A 17771-nucleotide genomic window follows, 5' to 3' on the forward strand; every position below is an offset into this window, starting at 1 on the left:
GCCATTGAAATTTTTGAATATAGTTGATTTTTCTTATCTTTATTATCATACAATCAATTTTATATAATTGAAAGAGCATCTGTTCAATATAGCCTGAGACATTAAACATTTTTCATTTTAGTTTTTTTGTTGTACATATAAAGAACTTGGATAATCCCATCAAGTATGAAAAAAGTACCTCCTTCCATAGATAGATTTATCCTGTCGGCAGAGGTACTTCTTCATTTGTATATTGATTCGTTGAAAAATCTCAGAACATAATAGCTTTAAATGTATGAAAATAACAATATTTTTTTACTCTAAATAAAGGTAGTTAACAATGTCCCCCAAACCAGTGTAATCAGGGCTGCAAAAATCATGGCTAACGAAGAAAAAACGGATTCCTGTTTTCCATATTCCAACGCTTTACTCGTACCGACACCATGTGCCCCCATTCCTAAAGCCAGTCCCTTCGCAATCGGTGTCTTGATGGATAGCCACTTCAGCACTTTAGGGCCAACAATCCCTCCTGCTATCCCAGTTATAATAACAAAAACTGTTGTCAATGCCGGCAGCCCTCCAATTTCTTTAGATACCTCCATTGCAATAGGGGTTGTAATTGATCTCGGAAGAATAGATACAATAAAATCATCACTCAAATGAATTAACTTTGATAACAAAAAAGTCGAAATCATAGCCACAAGCGTACCAACCGTAATGCTGACAGCAATTGTTCCGATATATTTTTTTATTATAGCTAAATTCTTATAAATTGGAACGGCAAATGCAACTGTAGCTGGTGCCAGCATATGCGACAATAATTTCGAGCCCTGCAAATATTGATTGGCAGACACATGTGTGATAGTAATTAACACAATCAATAGGATTGGCGCCAGCAGCAATGGATGAAAGGCAGCTATGGTTATTTTTTTATAAATCTTTTTGGAAAGTAAATAAATCAAATACGTTACAATAGTAAATACCACAATGATCAATGCCCTTCCTCCTTTCTTTTAGCAGATACTTTTTCTGCAGTTAAGGCCGTGACACCCATGACAATCATCGTACTGATAAGAATCAAAAATACAATTCCTATCCCCTGCAAACTGAAAATCTGTTGGTAATTCACAATTCCTACTGCCGAAGGGATGAAGAAGAGCAGCAGCTCGGCCATTAGCCATTTAGCACCCTGCTCTACCCATTCCAGCTTGATTATATTGCAGCACAACGCCACAAACAATAGAAACAATCCAAGCATAGAAGACGGGATTGGCAAAGGAATAAAGTATTTTAATGCTATTCCTAAGAAGAGAAAAACATGTAAAAAGCCTATTTGTAAAATAACCCCTATTATTTTCATCCACTTCCCCTTCTTTTCCTTCTTTTCCTTCATTTCAAATTAACTAATAACCATATTACGCTGCTTTACTCTATTCGTAAAATACATATTAATCATACTTTTCATAACTTAAAGTTATAATGAATCGGTTAAAATAAAATCAATGAATTTCCTTCCTGCATTGGAAATGTATTTCCCTTTTTTTGTAATGACAGCCAGTTTCCACAGGATAGTCGGTTTAAGACTGATAATATTAATATCCTTCGTAAACAGACGGTTACAGATTGATTGCGGTAAAATGGCTATTCCCAAATTAGCTGCTACCATCTCAGACATTAGATCCCACTGCATACTCTTAAATAAAATTTTAGGTTCAAAACCTGCCGTAATAAAGAAATGATTTCGTACAATTTGGTTTAAGGCAAAGTCCTCATGGTAAAAAATAAATTCTTCATCCCTTAGATCCTTTACATCCACTTCTTTAAAAGAAGCCAGTGGATGATTTTTATGGACAATCAGCTTCATTTCTTCCTCCACGATGGGATAAACATCGAAAATCTGCTCATCTATAGGAAGTACTGCCACACCAAGCTCAAACTCTCCCTCTTCTACACTTTTTACAACCCTCGCTCCCCCATATTCGGTAATATCTAATTTGATGTTGGGATAACTGCGATGAAAATTCTTCATAACCTTCGGGAAAAACAGACTCCCGATAAACGGAGGCAGTCCAATATTGAGCTGACCCACCGAAAAATTAGTTAAATCGTTTAACGTCAATTTCATTTCATCTACTAATCCTGTTATTTCCTTTGTGTATTCTAACACCATATTTCCCGCATCTGTTAAGTCTATCGTCTTGTTAGTCCGGATAATCAGAATCGCCTCAAGCTCCTCCTCCAAAGCCTTGATAGACTTGCTTAGTGCCGGTTGAGAAATATGTATTTGCTGTGCAGCTTTTGTAATGCTTTTATGCTTCGCCACTTCCTTGAAATAAAGTAATTGTTTTAATTCCAAAATCATCACCTCCGTTTTTTTACTATAACCAATATATCATTTTTCAAAAAACCATTAATGCCATACTTATCCTGTCCTCAATTAAATGAAATATTTCATTAATCCTTCCAGCAAATATCCACTCACGTTATAATGATAACTAAAGCATTTTACGCATCTGTTGAAAGGAGACAACCATGGATATTTTAATGAAGATTCAAGAAGACTATCTGAACTTTTCCAAACAAGAAAAGAAAATTGCTGATTATATACTGCGCTGCAGCCATGAGATTAACAATATGAAAATTGGAGAACTGGCAAACAGAACAGGTACTTCTAATGCATCCATTACAAGATTTGTAAAAAGAATTGGCTGTAATAATTATTCGGATATGAAATTTCTTATCAATGCTAAAGCAGATCCTGAAGAGAATCAGGAAACACATGGAATCGCTGACGAAGTGCTTGTATACTACCAAAATGTCATAAAAAATACACAGCGGTTAATTGACATAAATAAGATTAAAGAGTTCCTGAGCTTAATAAAAAAGGCAGCCAATATTAATATCATCGGCATTAGCAGCTCTGGTGTTACCGCAGACCTTTTCAGCATCCGATTAATGCGGATGGGGTTAACGGCCAAAAGTTATTCAGACCCTTTATGGATGCTTATGCAGGCAAGTATAGCCAAGCCGGGAGACTTATATATAGCTATTTCAAACAGCGGTACTACCCATTCCATTGTAGAAACTCTTACGGAAGCCAAAAAAAATGGAGCAACCATTGTCTCTATCACCGGTTATTTCGAAAACCCCGTTTCTAAATTAAGTGATCTGGTATTTTATGTATATAACACCCGTTTTGTCCATGATGAAAAATTTTCTAACTCGCAATTTTCCATGGTTTATTTAATGGATGTTATTACCACCTTTCTTCTGGAGGATGAAGAATTTAAAGATAAAACACTCAAAACAAGAGAAATTGTTGGAGATTTATAAAAAAATATTAAAAAATTTTGCGCGGGAACTTGAGAAAAGGAAAATTATTTTCAAGTTCTTTTTTTATCGCAGTGTAACTGGCTGTAAGACTCCCACTTCATGAATAGAGTAAAATTAAATACTCTATATAGGAGGTCAACAGCCAGTAACGGCCCGATTGGTTCGAGCCTATAGGACGTAGGTCATAAAGGCGTTGCGACACGACGTCGCGAATTTAGCCTTTGTTCCTTATGTCAAGTGGAGGATGAAAAGAAAACCTCCACTGAATGAAGTTTCACTTTATATTTCTTAAATAAATAGGAGCCTCTTTTGCAAAAAGAATTGTAAAAACGCTAATTCCACGCACATTTTTGATAATTATTATCACAAATTACATATTGAAATAATAATTATCATCGTTTATGATATGTATAAATTCAAGAGCAGCACTAAAGGAGGTATTTTGTGGGGGAATACAAACAACCATACACAATTTCAAATATAGAAATACAGAGGAACGATAACCAGCTAACAATACGATTAGCAAACGCATCAAAATCAGAGTATCAATTATATGTCGGCAGAGAACCGGAAGCAGAAAAAATCAATAAATTACTCGTTACCAGCTCAACAGGCGAGTTTACAGTTTCGTTACCTGTAGCGGAAGGACCGTATTATTTTTTAATTAAATCCGGTGAGTTTAAGACTAATATCTTTTCAGAGCGTGTCATCCAATTACATGGAGCGATTAACATCCGGGATATGGGCGGCTATGAAACGAATGATGGCAAAGTTACAAAATGGGGACTGCTATTTCGGGGCGATCAATTATCAAAATTAGATACAGATGATGTAAAGCTGCTGGAACGAATGAATTTGAAAACCATTGTCGATTATCGTTCGGATCATGAACGCAACATAAATCCAAATGTAGAAATACCAAGTGTAGCAAACACTTATCATTGCGATCCACATTCAAGCTTCTCGGAAGCAGCAGCCAATGCGATCGATTTGCATAGCGAAAACGTTAAACTTGTAAGCGCTTTAGAAAAAGGGGAAATTGATCCTGAATATATTAATGGCAATGGTGAAAATGTCATTGAAGATTACCGTAAATTAATTGATTCCGACGAAGCCAAAAATGCTTACGGAAAATTTCTTCGTATCTGTGCAGACAGTGAAAATATCCCGCTGGTTCATCATTGCAGAGGAGGAAAAGACCGGACAGGCTTAGGCTCTATGTTCTTACTACTGCTGTTAAATGTGAAAGAAGAAGAAATCATACGAGATTATGTTCTTACAGGAATTATCAGAAGAGAAAGAAATCAGCTGAAATATCAGCACTACAGTGCACTAACATCGAATCAAAACTATTTAGATTATCTCATGGCGATGATTGAAACTAGAGAAGAATATGTGAAGGCCAGTATTGATAGATTGAAAGAGCTTTATGAATCAGTAGATGCCTATATGATTCAACATTTTGGACTGACAGAGGAACAAATAGAAAGAATGAGAGAGATATATCTGGAGGAGAGTGTTGCAAAATGAGTCAAGTAGCAGTACTTGTTGCGAGTCACGGAGAGTTTGCCAAGCATGCATTGAAAAGCGCAGAAATGATTGTTGGAGAGCAGGATAATTGTGGTGTTGTCATAGTAAGTATGGACTTAACATTGGCAGATGCTGAAAAGGAGCTTGCGGAAGAATTAAATAAATTAGACCGCAGCGCAGGAACCGTTATTTTAGTAGATATTTTTGGAGGGACTCCCTCTAATATGAGCGGGAGAATCGTGCTTTCTGAAGAGAATGTCTTAGCTGTCAGCGGTTTAAACCTGCCAATGCTGCTTGATTTATTTAGTAACAGGGACAGAAGCCTGGATGAAATTGCAGAATCCTTGAAAAGCACCTATCAGGATGGTTTTACAAATATAACAGAACAATTAAATAAAGGAGAAGATGAAGATGAGTGTGAAATTTTGTAGAATTGATGACCGGTTAATTCATGGCCAAGTCGTAACCACATGGGTGAATGTTCACAGTATTGAACAGGTAATTATTTTAAACGAAACCGTTGCACAGGATAAAATTCAATCAAATGTGTTGAAAATGAGTGCACCGAGCAATATTAAACTGCATATTTTTTCACCTGAAAAATTCCTGGAGGTTATTCAAAAAAACCCGCTTTCCCGGAACACCATGCTGCTGTTTTCTTCACCATTTGATGTAGAGAAGCTGGTTAATGCAGGCTATGAGATTCCAAGCCTGAATGTTGGCGGAATGCGTGGAAACGCAGAACGTACCCAATATACAAAAGCAGTATCACTGACTCCGGAAGAAAAAGCTTCCTTTGAAAGATTACTTGCGAAGGATATAGATATTACGATTCAAATGGTACCTAGTGAAGCACGTGTAAAAATGAATGAGGTGATTTAGTCATGACCATGACTATTATTGTAATTACCTTAATAGCTTTTATTCTCGGAATTGATGATGTAAGTACAAAAATGTTTCGAAGACCATTATTAATTGCACCAATTATCGGGTTTATTTTAGGAGATGTTCAAGCTGGGCTGGCAATCGGCGCGACTCTTGAAATAATGTGGATGGGTATTGGAAATGTAGGCGCATATATGGCACCTGACCTGATTACAGGGACAATTATCAGTACTTCATTAGCTATTATGAGTACAAATGGAAGTATCGAAACAGCGGTTGCAACTGCGATTACTCTAGCTATCCCGACTTCTATTTTAGCTCAGCAATTACTGGTATTAATACAGACAATCAACGTTTCATTAAATAGCTGGGCAAAACGGCTGGCCGATAACGCCGATGTGAAAGGGACCTTCTGGTTAATCTATCCACCAGCATTATTAACTGGTGCAGCTCGTGCTGTCCCTACATTTATAGCTCTTTATTTCGGCGCTGGGGCAATTCAGTCTGCTGTAGATGCTTTGCCAACCTTTGTCATTAACGGATTGGAAACCGCCGGCAGTATCATTCCGGCTGTAGGTATTGCCTTATTAATGCTTGCAATGCTTAAAAAGTTTGAGCTTTGGATGTTCTTAATTCTCGGATTTGTTTTTTCTTCCTACTTAGGATTAGATATTCTTCCAATGACTTTAATCGCAATTGTGTTTGCATATTTCTATGAAATGATTACACGCAAAACGGCAGCAGGCGCAAATGGAGCGAATGAATCATCCAAAAATACAGGAGAAGAGGAGTATGATCTGTAATGGAACAAAAACTGACTAAAAGAGATTTATGGAAGTTGTTCATGCGATTAAACACCATGCGAATCACATTGAACTATGAAACATTACAGGGTGTCGGATTTATGCGTGCCATTGCTCCTGTATTAGAAAAAACATATACCGATAAAGAAGAATTATCCGATGCAATGAGACGACACGCTCAATTTTATAATTCTCATGTAAACGGTGATGCAGTAATCTTAGCAGTTACGGCTGCTATGGAGGAATCAACAGGACCAGATGAAAAAGAAGGAATTAATTCATTGAAAACTGGTCTCATGGGTCCATTGGCGGGACTGGGTGACAGTCTAATTAAATTCACATGGGTACCAATCATCGGCAGTATCGGAGCATCCTTAGCTTTCAGCGGAAGTATTATCGGACCTATTCTGATGTTTATTCTTTATAATATCGTGAACATTGGCCTTAGATATTATGCTATTGTATATGGATACAAAAAGGGTATTGGCTTTTTGAATGACAACCAGGAAAGCAATTTAATTCAAAGAATTTCCACGATGGCTAATGTCGTTGGACTGATGGTCGTCGGCGCACTTATTTCAACGATAATCAAGGTGCAGACCCCCTTAGAAATATCAACGGGGTCCAGTGTTACCGGTGAAGTTGGAGAGAACGTCATTGCTATCCAGGAAATGCTTGATCAAATTATGCCATCTGTTTTAAGTCTGGCAGTTACGATTACTGTTTACCATGTTCTCAAGAAAACAAAAGGCTCTCACGCGGCCATGATTATTGTCATTATGATGCTTCTGACAATAGCCTTAACTTATTTTGGAATCTTATAGAGGATGGCTTACAGATAATTGGATAAAATATGGCGTCATTAACATTTTAAAAATATTAGTGAAGCTCAAAGTCTGAAACGTTGGAAAATCTTCGTTTCAGGCTTTTTTTACTGTCATCGCGGTTCCTTGCTAAGAATCGCACGGTTATATGTTTTACACATCCAAAAACCTGGATAAACAATTTAGTTTGTTCACCCAGGTTCTATCAGTCTGCATTACCCCATCATTCTTCTTTTTTACTTTAAATTTTTTACCCCGGTTTCTAACATTTCCATCTGCAGCAGCGTCTGCTCATCTGTAATATTTTTATCCTTCCCATTTATCACAGCTTCGTACACATCATCGTATACTCTTCCGTAATCTCCATTGACGGATGGCACCTTTTCTTCATGAATGGTCCCTTCTTCATCAATATAAGTCAGTACACCGTAATGATGAATGGTATCTATACCAAAATCCTTATTATCAGGCATATAAAATAGCTTTAAGTGCTCTTCCTGACGATCCTTTGTTTCTTTGATAAAGCACCCTTTGTTACCATGGACAACAAAGCTCGGTCTTTCCTTCAGCCTGAAATAACTGGATTTCACAGATACTTTCAACCTGCCGTAATATAGATCGAGATCGAAATAGTCATTCATTCTTCCCTGCCCCAGCAATTGTTTCACATCATAACGGATATCATCCGGCTTGCCGAAATAGCTGATAACCTGATCCAGCGTATGACAGCCATGTCCATATAGAAATGATGAATTGGGGTCAAAGGAATCGGCAGACTCCGGCACTTCAGGGCGGTAATAGTCATAGTGCATTTCCACCTCCAGCAAGTCCCCGATTTTCCCTTCTTCTATCACTTTTTGAACAGTTAAAAAATCACTATCAAAACGTCTGTTTTGATATGCCTGTACAATTAACCCTTTCTCTTTTGCCAACGCAAATATTTCTTTTGCCTGTCCGGAGGTTTCCATAAAAGGCTTTTCGACCAGACAGTGCTTATTATGTTCTAACACAAGTTTTGCGTATTCATAGTGGCTGTCGTGTTTTGTGCAAATCACAATGAGTTGAATTTCCTCATCCTGTAATAGTTCATTTAAATCAGAAGTATAATGAACCCCTTTAATCTTATCCCAGTTATCATGGTCAGGGTTTCTCCGATAAATTGTTTTCACCTTTATATTCTCTCTTTGCAGTACGAATGGCAAATGGTATCTGTTTGTGCTTTTTCCATTTCCTATATAACCGATTGTAAGCATAGTGGCCTCCTAAAATAGATTTATATGCATTTTCTTCTATTATTACTTATAACCGGGTTTGGGTCAAAGACTTCATACAGCATGACAAAAAGTACCTCCTTCAATTGATAGATTATCTTGAAAGCAGGCACTTCTTTTATTGCATATCAATTTGTTAAAAAAGCCTGGATAAATATCTTTTCTCAATCATGTTTATTAACTGTTCCGCTTCGATATACCATCAGCTCATGATTGATCTGCTTGGTATTTGCATAGATAGATTGGTAGAGTGTAAATAATTTGCTGTACATTGTTACATTATCTCTGATTGGCTTTACTATTTGTTTTTCTTCTAAAAATTCATTTGCACAGCTCGCCAATGAAGGAAACCATCCTAGCCCATAAGCTGCCAGCATTGCTGCTCCTAATCCAGGACCTTGTTCACTGTTTAACTTAATTACATCTACACCAAAAATATCTGCTTGAATTTGCAGCCATAGATTGCTTTTCGCTCCACCACCAACAGATACAACAGTATCTATTTTCTTACCTTCCTGTCTAAACAGCTCCAGAGATTCATTCAAAGAGAATGTAATTCCTTCTATGACTGCTCTGGTAAAATTACTGCGTTCATGTGACCGGTCTATGCCAATAAAACTGCCGCGTATCGTTGAATCTACATGCGGAGTGCGCTCCCCTACTATATATGGTGTAAAAAGTAGTCCATTTGCTCCTATCGGCACATCTTCCGCTTCTTGTAACAGTTTTTCAAAAGCCGTTTCTGCTGCAAATTCATTTCTAAACCAAGATAAGCTATCACCTGCTCCCAATGTCACGCCCATTGTGTAATATGCATTGTCTGCAGCATGATTAAAATAATGTACAGCTCCATTAAAATTTTTGTCTCCAGACCCTTCATACGATAAAACAACGCCAGATGTCCCGATACTCACCATTGTCCTGTTCCCGGATAGAATACCAGATCCTACTGCACCGCAGGCATTATCTGCTCCTCCTGCAAAAACCTTTGTTTCTACACGCAAGCCTGTTCGTTCCGAAACTGTTTCATGGATCATCCCCACCATCTCATGCGAGGATACAAGAGATGGACATAAATTTATATTTACATTCAATAGTTCACAGATTTCTCTGCTCCAAGATCTGTTCTCTACGTCTAATAAAAGGGTTCCCGCAGCATCTGAATAGTCTGTATGTAACTTCCCCGTTAACCGAAAGCGCAAATAATCCTTTGGAAGTAAAAACAAGCTGGAGTTCTGATAATTTTCAGGCTCATTCTTTTTTACCCATAACAATTTCGGCAAAGTAAATCCTTCCAGTGCTATGTTTTTCGTTGCCTTGAGAAGTCTGCTTTTACCTAGTTTCTCCGTTATTTCCTGACATTCTGCCGTTGTCCGCGTATCATTCCATAGAATAGCTGGGCGGACTACCTCATGATTTGAGTTAAGTAAGATAAGCCCGTGCATCTGTCCTGAGAAACTTATCCCTTCAATATCCTCTACGTCACCGGAGAAATCAGCAACAAGCTCTGATAAACCAGCTATTGTTTGTTCAACCCAATCTTCCGGATTCTGTTCACTATAGCCGGGTTTTTCCTGTAATAACGGATATTCTTTAGATACTACCTGTTCTATCTCCCCTTGCTGGTTCACTAAAAGAAGCTTTACAGCACTTGTTCCCAAATCCACTCCAATGGCATATTTCACTTTTTCCACGCTCCCTGCCGATCCTGATAATTATTTGATAACAGTAAAGAAGCTAAGATAGAACCGTATTGCACATATGCCGTTTGCATTGATTTCCATTCTATATGCATACACGTTTCCTAACCTTAGCATCTCTCTCTTGACCGAAATTGCTGCTCATGTCTAATCCTATCTTTCACAAAAAGGGGAATCTCCTTCTATCTTAGCTGCTATGACTACCGTTTTTAACTATACTCTTTGAACAGAAGGGTCAGAAAAGATATCACTGGCATCATCACTGGTTGTCGAAAACTCACTGATTACCGCTCCCTTTGCCCCTGCCTGAAACCAATGCAAAACATTAGGAGAAATCGTGAACTGATCGCCTGGATAGAGGATATGTTCTTCCCGCGCTGTATAAAAATCTTCTTTTCCTTCAGGTACAGTTGCCTGAATAGCAGAAGATTTATCTCCTTCTACATAGAGATAGACTTTTCCATAACGGCATCGAAATGTCTCCAATTTCCCTTTCCTACCTTTAACAGGTGGATGACGATGCTCAGGACATGTCTGATTTGGCAACAGGACCATTTCTTTTGCGCAATAATGTGCATTGTTTTCATATACAACAAGATTCAGCGCTTCTTCTCGCAAATTTCTCAACCCAAAATCCGCTATCTCTAAATTTTTTACTTCCAGCGGGGTCAGAACGATACCCGCTTTTTGAAAATATTCCAAGACCTGTCTTTGATAATCTTTCATTTCCATTATTACACCCACTCTTAAGAAATTCTCAAATCGGATATATCTATATCTGCTTCTTCATGTTCTTTCACTTTATTTTCCTGAGCATCTGTAACCGGCTTTTTCAGAATGATTAGTGCAATCGCAGTTGCCAATGATCCAATGAGTAATGCAGCAATAAAACCAATTGGATTTTCCATTGTCGGCAATGCAAACATTCCTCCTGCAGGAATGCGTGAATCTGCTGCCCAAAGCATACTCAGACCACCACCGATGCCGCCACCAATTCCTGTAGCGACCACACAGCGGATAATATCATTCATAACAATCGGGAAACATCCCTCTGTAATTTGACAAATCCCCATTGGAAAAGCCGTTTTAAGTGTTTCCACTTCCAGTTTTGTATATATTTTTTTCCGAAATAGCTTAGAAATAAAATATGCCATCGTCATTCCAAATGGTGTTACCATAGATGCCAGAATTAAAACGGTAATAGGTTCATAGATTCCTTCACTGAATAAGGTAAACACGAATGAAAAGACAATTTTATTAATAGGTCCACCATAATCAATCGATGACAAGACACCTATAATCACTCCATAAAGAAATAGAGAAGATGTGTTCAAGTTACCAAGATAAGCAGTTAAATACTCTGTAAAAACAGAAATAGGTGTACCTATGATATAAAACATTATCAGTCCCGCAAGCGCTGCTCCCAGAAACGGTATGATCAATGTAGGCATCAAGCCTTCCATCCATTTCGGTACTTTCACATATTTCTTGATAAATTGAACAAGATACCCTGCAATATAACCACCCAGCAATCCTCCTAAAAATCCAGCTCCAATACTGCTGGATACCATTCCTACAATAATCCCAGGAGCAATCCCCGGTTTATCCGCGATAGAGAAGGATATCGCCGTAGCTGCAACCATCGGCAGCAGACCTAAGCCCAAATTCCCCATAGTAGTTAATGTATCAGCAAAAGTAAATCCCGCACTAAAGTCTTCTATATTTTGTCCGCCTAATATATTTCCTATTGCCAACAGGAAACCTGCTCCCACAACGACAGGTAAGAAAAAAGAAATCGCTGTCATCATATGTTTTTTCAATTCCATTTTTTTTAACATCGACATAAAGCTAACCTCTCTTCTTTTTGAAGCTAGTGAAGTTGTGTGGCACCTTAAGCAGGAGCCACAACTTCTTCTACTTTTTTGATAAATTTATTTGGAGATTTAATAACTAAGTCTGTCGGTACTTCAATGGTTTTCTTTCCTTTAAAACGATTTTTACCGTTAATTTTGACATCTGCAGCGATAACCACTACGTCAGCCTCTTTAATTTGCTCTTCTGTCAAATTATCCTGTGTTCCAATCGTCCCCTGTGTTTCTACAAAAATAGAATGTCCGGCTTCTTGTGCTGCTTTCATTAACTTTTCTTTCGCAATATACGTATGAGCAATTCCAGCTGTACAAGCTGCTACACCTACAATATTCATACAAGTACCCCCTTTATGGCAGCTTCAGACTGATAAAACGGAACGGTATTTTCTGCCTTAAATAATTTAATTTTTTGTTCTGCCACTTTCTTTGTTTCTTCCATGCAAGGCGGGAATAATACATTAGGTTCACGAATCTCATTGTTACCACTATTCAAAATTTCCCGCAGCTTATTTGCAAATACAATTTTTATATCACTGGAGATATTTATCTTGCAAATCCCCATTTCAACTGAACGAACAAGCTCCTGGTCTGGATTACTGGAGCCACCATGCAACACGAGAGGAATATCTACACGTTTGGCTGTCTCTTCTAAAATATCTAAACGAAGCTTAGGGTCCACATTTTTCGGATAGATTCCATGGGCAGTACCTATTGCAATGGCCAAGGAATCCACCCCTGTACGTTCAACAAATTCTTTGGCAGTTTCAGGATCTGTATAAACAACTTCTGAGACTCCACCTTCTACTGTATTTCCAGTGTCACCAATCGTTCCTAATTCTGCCTCTACTGCCACACCAGCTGCATGCGCTGCCTCTACTACCTTTTGTGTGATTTCGATATTTTCTTCAAAAGGCAGGTGGGAAGCGTCAATCATGACAGAGGTAAAACCTAATCGAATCGCTTTCATGACTTGTTCAAAAGAAGCCCCATGATCCAGATGGATACAAACTGGAATAGTTGTCTTATTGGCAGCCGCTTTCACCTGACCAATAAAACTGTCTGTTAAAAAGGCTAATTCATCTGGATGTATTGCCATCATTAGTGGTGCATTCAGTTTTTCACAGCTTTCCAGAGTTGCATTAAAAAGTTGACCTGATCCTGCGTTAAAAGCTGGTACTGCGAAATGATGTTTTTGCGCTACCTCTAATAGTTCTTTTCCATTGATTAACATATTCAATACTCCCCATTTCTTTTTTTATTTTTTGTAAACAGTTCAATAACTTCTTCTTCAGACCTTGCATTTTTTAAGCGTTCTAAAAAGTCTTCATCTGCCAAGAAAATAGCTACTTGCTGCAACAGCAAAATATGTGTTGTGTTTGCATCGCTGTCTTGAACGGCGAATAAAATTATCGCGTTCACCGGTTTATCATCAAGTGATTCCCACGAGATATTATTTTTACTAATTCCAACTGCAATTCGTGTTTTGAGAACACTGCCAGATTTGCCATGCGGAATCGCAATGCCATTTCCCAGCCCAGTTGCTCCCTCTTTTTCTCTTAGAAATACATCCTTTATAAATGCCTCTTGATCCGTTAAACACCCCCCTTCATATAAAAGATCTGTTAGCTCATAAATTACACCTTCCTTTGTCGTTGCCTCTAAATCTACTGTAATAAGCTCTTTCTTTATTACTTTTTGCAAGTCGATGGTTTCTAATTGTTCCATTACGACATCTCTCCTAACATTTGTTTGACTCTTCCCTCATCCTGTTTGGTAAATACAGCATTAACTAAAATGGACGGCGTTGGCAACTCCTCATTTAAATGAATGGTCGTCAGAATCAGATCAATATTTTTATACTTATCGATATTTTTTACGAATTGCCGCTGTGATAGCACCGCTACAATTTCCAGGTCCGGGAAGGCTTTATTTACTTTGACCTTCAGTAATTCTGAGGTTCCGACCCCGCTGCTGCACATAATCAGTACTCTACGTTTCACTTCTAATAACTCTTTATATTTCACAAAGTAAACAGTTAGAAATCCTATTTCATCTTCCGAAATTTTGTTTAGGTGAAACTTTCTGCAAGCTTTTTGCGCAGCCTCCTTAACCTTCTGAAATGTATCTGTATACTCTACTTTGATATCCTCTAACAAATCATTCTGAATCATGATTTCATTCTTCAAACGATATAATAACGGTCCCATATGCTTGTATAAATCCTTCTTATTAATTTCTCCAAGCTGCTGAATACCTATATTTCTTCCGGCTTCCAGCGAAAAAAAACCTGTCACTTCTTTTATAAGATCTCCACTGATTGGTGTACGGATAGATTGTCCAGCTATACGGGATGAAATCAGATATTGAAATAAATAAAATATCTCTATATCTGGCAGACTCGTACACAGATAGTTTTCTATTTTTTGAATGAACTTTTTAGAAATATGATAGAACTCTTTATAATCCTCCGTTAATTTCTGCTCTTCCTCATCCAGGAATCCATCCTCACTTTCCCGCGGCCTCCCTCCATCTCGAAAGCGTTTCACAAGAATATAAATATGTGACAGTATGTTCATTTTATATGGATAAGGGATTCCTCCTTCAAAGCACGCCTCCAGCTTTTCTAACAGTGACGTAATAAAGTTGATATCTACTGGACTGATTTGGTGTTCGACAGTAGTAAATTGATCATCTATCAAATCATTACTGCTGATAAGCATATTCACTACTTTGCGTATTGTTTTTTCATGGCCTTCAATAGAAATATATTTACCGTTTCTAATCAGATTCAGATCGTTTTGCTTTAAAAAGCTTTCTATTCTGGATAAATCATTACTAATTACGGAATCGCTTACAAAATAAGCACCAAAAGCTTCATCTATCCTGATTCGCTTCGGTGATCTAAACAGTAAAGATACAATAATATTATTTCTTCGGCTCAAAGGTTCACTAGCAGCTGTTCTTATTCCATTATTCTCTACAACCTGCTCTAAATATCTATCATAAATTAAGTCGAAACCTTTTCCGGAGCTGGATATAATAATATCTCCTTCTAAAGATGCTTCATTAATCTTTCGAATCGTCCGGTAAACAGTCTTCGTTGAGATATCACAAAATCCAGCTATTTCTTGAGCTGTCAGCGTTGTTCCTTGCTTAATAAAAACTTCTATTAATTGGCGCTCTCTTTTGCTTAGCTGCATATTTGTTAACCTCCTTGATTAATACTATATCTTAAATTAAAGAGCATGCATTTCATTAGGTGTCCATTATGACAGACATTTTTAAAACGCTTGCAAAATATAGCTTTAAACCAATGAAGTACAGAAATCCTCTTTGAAATGTATTCTATCTTTCACTTATAAAAATAAAAAATGCCATTCAATTCTCAGCTCGAACCGAACAGCATTTTCATAGCCCTATATTACACATATAATTATCTTTAACTTAAACCTGGATCTCTTTCTCATTCTCCAATACATAATCTTCCGCTTCTTTCGACCAGAGACCATCATATTTTTTCACAATCTCATGAAGCGGCTTAATTGTATCCTCCATTATTCTATTCAATGACTTAATTGGCATCTCTTTATGCACACAGTTCAATTTCTTTCCTCTAGATTATATTGTTTTTACTTTCTTATTCCAAAAAATATCCCCCGGCTCCCATCAGCTCAATCAAACGGTCAATAAATACTTCTCGATTTTTAGCCCCGGCCAGGTAATTCACATGATAAGATTCGGCAACCAGCTCAATAATGCGCGGAAAGATTTGATTAAACATATGGGTGTCCTGTTTATTCACAGCCATCCCAATAATTAATTTTACTTCATTGCTGTCCCAATCAACTGGTGCATCTGGTATCAATATAATTAAACCTGTCTTATCCGCTTCATACTTCATTGTATGTGGAATAGCCACCCCACTTGGATAAGAAGTAGCAGAAATTTTTTCTCTCTGATTTAATTTCTCAAGATAATCTGCCGGCACATAGCTATTTTGCTGAAATACATCTGAGATTGTCTGCATGATTTGTTTCTTTGATAACTTTTCATGTAAATGGATTAAAAATTCCTCTTTAATAAGCTCCGGAATTTTCTTTTTTATAAAGCGGACATATTTGTAATGCTTGATTTCTTCGATTTTTCTTCGGATTAATGTGATATCATGCTTTGTGATAAATTCATGTATGCTTACAATTTCTGCATGAATCGTGGCAAAAGCGTTCTCTACTTGGTTAGCATCCAGTGTTGTAATAATGAATTCTGGCGAAAGGAGTGCATTTATCTCACTGACATCTTCATAGACTCCCGCCACTTCTAAATCCTCATCAAAATTTCTTTCAATAACCTGTTTAATATCTGACTGCTGCGACAGATAGGAAGGAGTAATAATAATCGTTTTAATTTTTTGTTCTTCCTCCGGCTGGCTATTCAGGTAAGAGCCGATATGCAGCGCGAGAAAAGCAATCTCATCATCATTGATTTCAACATCCAGATCATTGGACAAGACGGATGCCAGATAGACTGCAATATCAAAGATAATCGGATACTTGATACGTATATTCAGAACACTTAAGTTTCTCGTATATTTATTTTGTAATAAACGATTATAGAGATTTTGAATATGAATCAGCAGCCGATTTCTAAATGAATCATTATCAAAATCAACCATATAAACACCACTTATTTCCTGAATAGCATGATCTAAAGCTTTAGCGATATCATTACTGGTATAGTTATTTACCAGTGTCTTATCCGGGTTAGATTGTCCGTCAAATAAGATAGAGAGTTCGTCTTTATCTGCTTGAGAAAGGCGAATCTGATGATTTTTATACAACCGCTCCGCTATTTCTTCCACTACCTGAAAGCTGACAGCAGTTCGGTTTTCAACTTGATAAGAGCTCCTCTCTAATTGCTCATCGTCCGAAGCACGGTCTACAGCTATCGCTAAATGCAGAATAAAATTTTTGAAAAAATACGTATTTGGATGCACATCATATTTTTCAAAGCTTTCTTTACTCAATTTCATTAACATTTGCAGGGATATATCTCCTAAAAACATCTGGATTTCCTGTTCTAAAGAGGTACTGGTCGGCTTCGAATAATCAATTAAATCAATCATCAGCTTTCTCCGGCTCTTTTCATTTCCTTTCAACAAATACCGATGATGCTGTTGAGTAATCTGCAACCCATGCTTATTTACTAACTGATTAAGCTGAGCCATATCCGAACGTATCGTTGCATCAGAAACATATAACGTATCTGCTAAATCAAATAAATCCAAACCGCGTTCAGACCTTTTAATCAGGCGCCTCAATATATAAAAACGTCTGCTCTCCGCATGACTTGTAGTGTTTGTACCTTTATGAACCTGCTTGTTTTCTTCTCCGATGCGATAGCCTGCTCTGCTGGATTCAATCAGGTTGGGATGCTTTTCATTGATTGCTTTCACATAATTCCGAACCGTACGATCACTTACACTTAAAGCCTCTGCCAACGTTTTGGAAGATACATAATGTTCTCCTGCCTGTTTTCTTAAATAATCTAAGAGCATTTCTGTGTTGTTCATAATAAT

19 protein-coding genes are annotated in these 17771 nt (G+C 37.5%); 6 read left to right on the forward strand and 13 right to left on the reverse strand.

What is annotated here, in order from left to right:
- Positions 1-299 precede the first annotated feature (299 nt).
- From MHH51_RS22520 to MHH51_RS22530, 3 genes are all read right to left on the reverse strand, one after another.
- Positions 300-965, reverse strand: a complete 666-nt coding sequence (locus tag MHH51_RS22520; RefSeq protein ID WP_339286353.1) for an LrgB family protein — start codon at positions 963-965, stop codon at positions 300-302.
- A 5-nt stretch (positions 966-970) separates the two neighbouring features.
- Entirely contained in the window at positions 971-1339 is a 369-nt protein-coding gene (locus MHH51_RS22525; protein WP_147211390.1) for a CidA/LrgA family protein, read from the reverse strand.
- A gap of 114 nt (positions 1340-1453) precedes the next feature.
- Positions 1454-2341, reverse strand: a complete 888-nt coding sequence (locus MHH51_RS22530; RefSeq protein WP_339283703.1) for a LysR substrate-binding domain-containing protein — start codon at positions 2339-2341, stop codon at positions 1454-1456.
- 170 nt (positions 2342-2511) lie between these two features.
- Here MHH51_RS22530 and MHH51_RS22535 point away from each other — a divergent pair, with 170 nt between their 5' ends.
- The 6 genes from MHH51_RS22535 to MHH51_RS22560 all read left to right on the forward strand — a co-directional run bounded on the left by MHH51_RS22535 (position 2512) and on the right by MHH51_RS22560 (position 7354).
- Positions 2512-3312, forward strand: a complete 801-nt coding sequence (locus MHH51_RS22535) for a MurR/RpiR family transcriptional regulator (RefSeq protein WP_339283705.1) — start codon at positions 2512-2514, stop codon at positions 3310-3312.
- Between the two features lie 444 nt (positions 3313-3756).
- Positions 3757-4842 (forward strand): tyrosine-protein phosphatase, encoded by a 1086-nt coding sequence (locus tag MHH51_RS22540; protein ID WP_339283707.1) that lies wholly within the window; start codon positions 3757-3759, stop codon positions 4840-4842.
- Entirely contained in the window at positions 4839-5273 is a 435-nt protein-coding gene (locus MHH51_RS22545) for a PTS sugar transporter subunit IIA (RefSeq protein WP_147211394.1), read from the forward strand. Before MHH51_RS22540 ends, MHH51_RS22545 begins: the two co-directional genes overlap by 4 nt.
- The gene (locus MHH51_RS22550) at positions 5254-5724 is read left to right on the forward strand and encodes a PTS sugar transporter subunit IIB (protein WP_339283709.1); all 471 of its coding nucleotides are present in this window, start codon (positions 5254-5256) and stop codon (positions 5722-5724) included. Before MHH51_RS22545 ends, MHH51_RS22550 begins: the two co-directional genes overlap by 20 nt.
- Before the next feature lie 2 nt (positions 5725-5726).
- The gene (locus tag MHH51_RS22555) at positions 5727-6530 is read left to right on the forward strand and encodes a PTS sugar transporter subunit IIC (protein ID WP_222595740.1); all 804 of its coding nucleotides are present in this window, start codon (positions 5727-5729) and stop codon (positions 6528-6530) included.
- The gene (locus tag MHH51_RS22560; protein WP_156986207.1) at positions 6530-7354 is read left to right on the forward strand and encodes a PTS system mannose/fructose/sorbose family transporter subunit IID; all 825 of its coding nucleotides are present in this window, start codon (positions 6530-6532) and stop codon (positions 7352-7354) included. The genes MHH51_RS22555 and MHH51_RS22560 overlap by 1 nt, the downstream gene beginning before the upstream one ends.
- 236 nt (positions 7355-7590) lie before the next feature.
- On the opposite strand, the gene MHH51_RS22565 is transcribed toward MHH51_RS22560, so the two are convergent.
- From MHH51_RS22565 to MHH51_RS22610, 10 genes are all read right to left on the reverse strand, one after another.
- Complete coding sequence (locus MHH51_RS22565) at positions 7591-8607, reverse strand: oxidoreductase (protein WP_156986208.1); 1017 nt, start codon at positions 8605-8607, stop codon at positions 7591-7593.
- A gap of 182 nt (positions 8608-8789) precedes the next feature.
- Positions 8790-10310: a xylulokinase gene (gene xylB / locus MHH51_RS22570; protein WP_147211436.1), complete on the reverse strand. Its 1521-nt coding sequence runs from the start codon at positions 10308-10310 to the stop codon at positions 8790-8792.
- 228 nt (positions 10311-10538) lie between these two features.
- The gene (locus MHH51_RS22575; protein ID WP_339286354.1) at positions 10539-11051 is read right to left on the reverse strand and encodes a D-lyxose/D-mannose family sugar isomerase; all 513 of its coding nucleotides are present in this window, start codon (positions 11049-11051) and stop codon (positions 10539-10541) included.
- A gap of 20 nt (positions 11052-11071) precedes the next feature.
- Entirely contained in the window at positions 11072-12169 is a 1098-nt protein-coding gene (locus MHH51_RS22580) for a PTS fructose transporter subunit IIC (RefSeq protein ID WP_147211399.1), read from the reverse strand.
- 47 nt (positions 12170-12216) lie between these two features.
- Entirely contained in the window at positions 12217-12531 is a 315-nt protein-coding gene (locus MHH51_RS22585; protein ID WP_147211400.1) for a PTS fructose transporter subunit IIB, read from the reverse strand.
- Entirely contained in the window at positions 12528-13427 is a 900-nt protein-coding gene (locus tag MHH51_RS22590; protein ID WP_147211401.1) for a ketose-bisphosphate aldolase, read from the reverse strand. Before MHH51_RS22590 ends, MHH51_RS22585 begins: the two co-directional genes overlap by 4 nt.
- A 2-nt stretch (positions 13428-13429) precedes the next feature.
- Positions 13430-13921, reverse strand: coding sequence for a PTS sugar transporter subunit IIA (locus MHH51_RS22595; protein ID WP_147211402.1), 492 nt, complete (start codon positions 13919-13921; stop codon positions 13430-13432).
- Entirely contained in the window at positions 13921-15396 is a 1476-nt protein-coding gene (locus tag MHH51_RS22600; protein ID WP_147211403.1) for a PRD domain-containing protein, read from the reverse strand. The genes MHH51_RS22595 and MHH51_RS22600 overlap by 1 nt, the downstream gene beginning before the upstream one ends.
- Before the next feature lie 244 nt (positions 15397-15640).
- Positions 15641-15799 carry a hypothetical protein gene (locus tag MHH51_RS22605; RefSeq protein ID WP_186813680.1) on the reverse strand — a complete coding sequence of 53 codons (159 nt, stop codon included), beginning with the start codon at positions 15797-15799 and terminating at the stop codon, positions 15641-15643.
- A gap of 34 nt (positions 15800-15833) precedes the next feature.
- Complete coding sequence (locus MHH51_RS22610) at positions 15834-17765, reverse strand: PRD domain-containing protein (protein ID WP_339283716.1); 1932 nt, start codon at positions 17763-17765, stop codon at positions 15834-15836.
- Positions 17766-17771: the final 6 nt, after the last annotated feature.

This window comes from Oceanobacillus sp. FSL K6-3682 (genome assembly GCF_037976165.1).
In the GTDB taxonomy this organism is placed as follows: domain Bacteria; phylum Bacillota; class Bacilli; order Bacillales; family Amphibacillaceae; genus Oceanobacillus; species Oceanobacillus sojae.

Excerpts from the sequence above, each read along its gene's own strand:
- MHH51_RS22525 (WP_147211390.1), bottom strand. The coding sequence starts at position 1,339 with ATGAAAATAATAGGGGTTATTTTACAAATAGGCTTTTTACATGTTTTT.
- MHH51_RS22530 (WP_339283703.1), bottom strand. The coding sequence starts at position 2,341 with ATGATTTTGGAATTAAAACAATTACTTTATTTCAAGGAAGTGGCGAAG.
- MHH51_RS22535 (WP_339283705.1), top strand. The coding sequence starts at position 2,512 with ATGGATATTTTAATGAAGATTCAAGAAGACTATCTGAACTTTTCCAAA.
- MHH51_RS22545 (WP_147211394.1), top strand. The coding sequence starts at position 4,839 with ATGAGTCAAGTAGCAGTACTTGTTGCGAGTCACGGAGAGTTTGCCAAG.
- MHH51_RS22550 (WP_339283709.1), top strand. The coding sequence starts at position 5,254 with ATGAGTGTGAAATTTTGTAGAATTGATGACCGGTTAATTCATGGCCAA.
- MHH51_RS22555 (WP_222595740.1), top strand. The coding sequence starts at position 5,727 with ATGACCATGACTATTATTGTAATTACCTTAATAGCTTTTATTCTCGGA.
- MHH51_RS22560 (WP_156986207.1), top strand. The coding sequence starts at position 6,530 with ATGGAACAAAAACTGACTAAAAGAGATTTATGGAAGTTGTTCATGCGA.
- MHH51_RS22565 (WP_156986208.1), bottom strand. The coding sequence starts at position 8,607 with ATGCTTACAATCGGTTATATAGGAAATGGAAAAAGCACAAACAGATAC.
- MHH51_RS22575 (WP_339286354.1), bottom strand. The coding sequence starts at position 11,051 with ATGAAAGATTATCAAAGACAGGTCTTGGAATATTTTCAAAAAGCGGGT.
- MHH51_RS22580 (WP_147211399.1), bottom strand. The coding sequence starts at position 12,169 with ATGTCGATGTTAAAAAAAATGGAATTGAAAAAACATATGATGACAGCG.
- MHH51_RS22585 (WP_147211400.1), bottom strand. The coding sequence starts at position 12,531 with ATGAATATTGTAGGTGTAGCAGCTTGTACAGCTGGAATTGCTCATACG.
- MHH51_RS22590 (WP_147211401.1), bottom strand. The coding sequence starts at position 13,427 with ATGTTAATCAATGGAAAAGAACTATTAGAGGTAGCGCAAAAACATCAT.
- MHH51_RS22595 (WP_147211402.1), bottom strand. The coding sequence starts at position 13,921 with ATGGAACAATTAGAAACCATCGACTTGCAAAAAGTAATAAAGAAAGAG.
- MHH51_RS22600 (WP_147211403.1), bottom strand. The coding sequence starts at position 15,396 with ATGCAGCTAAGCAAAAGAGAGCGCCAATTAATAGAAGTTTTTATTAAG.
- MHH51_RS22610 (WP_339283716.1), bottom strand. The coding sequence starts at position 17,765 with ATGAACAACACAGAAATGCTCTTAGATTATTTAAGAAAACAGGCAGGA.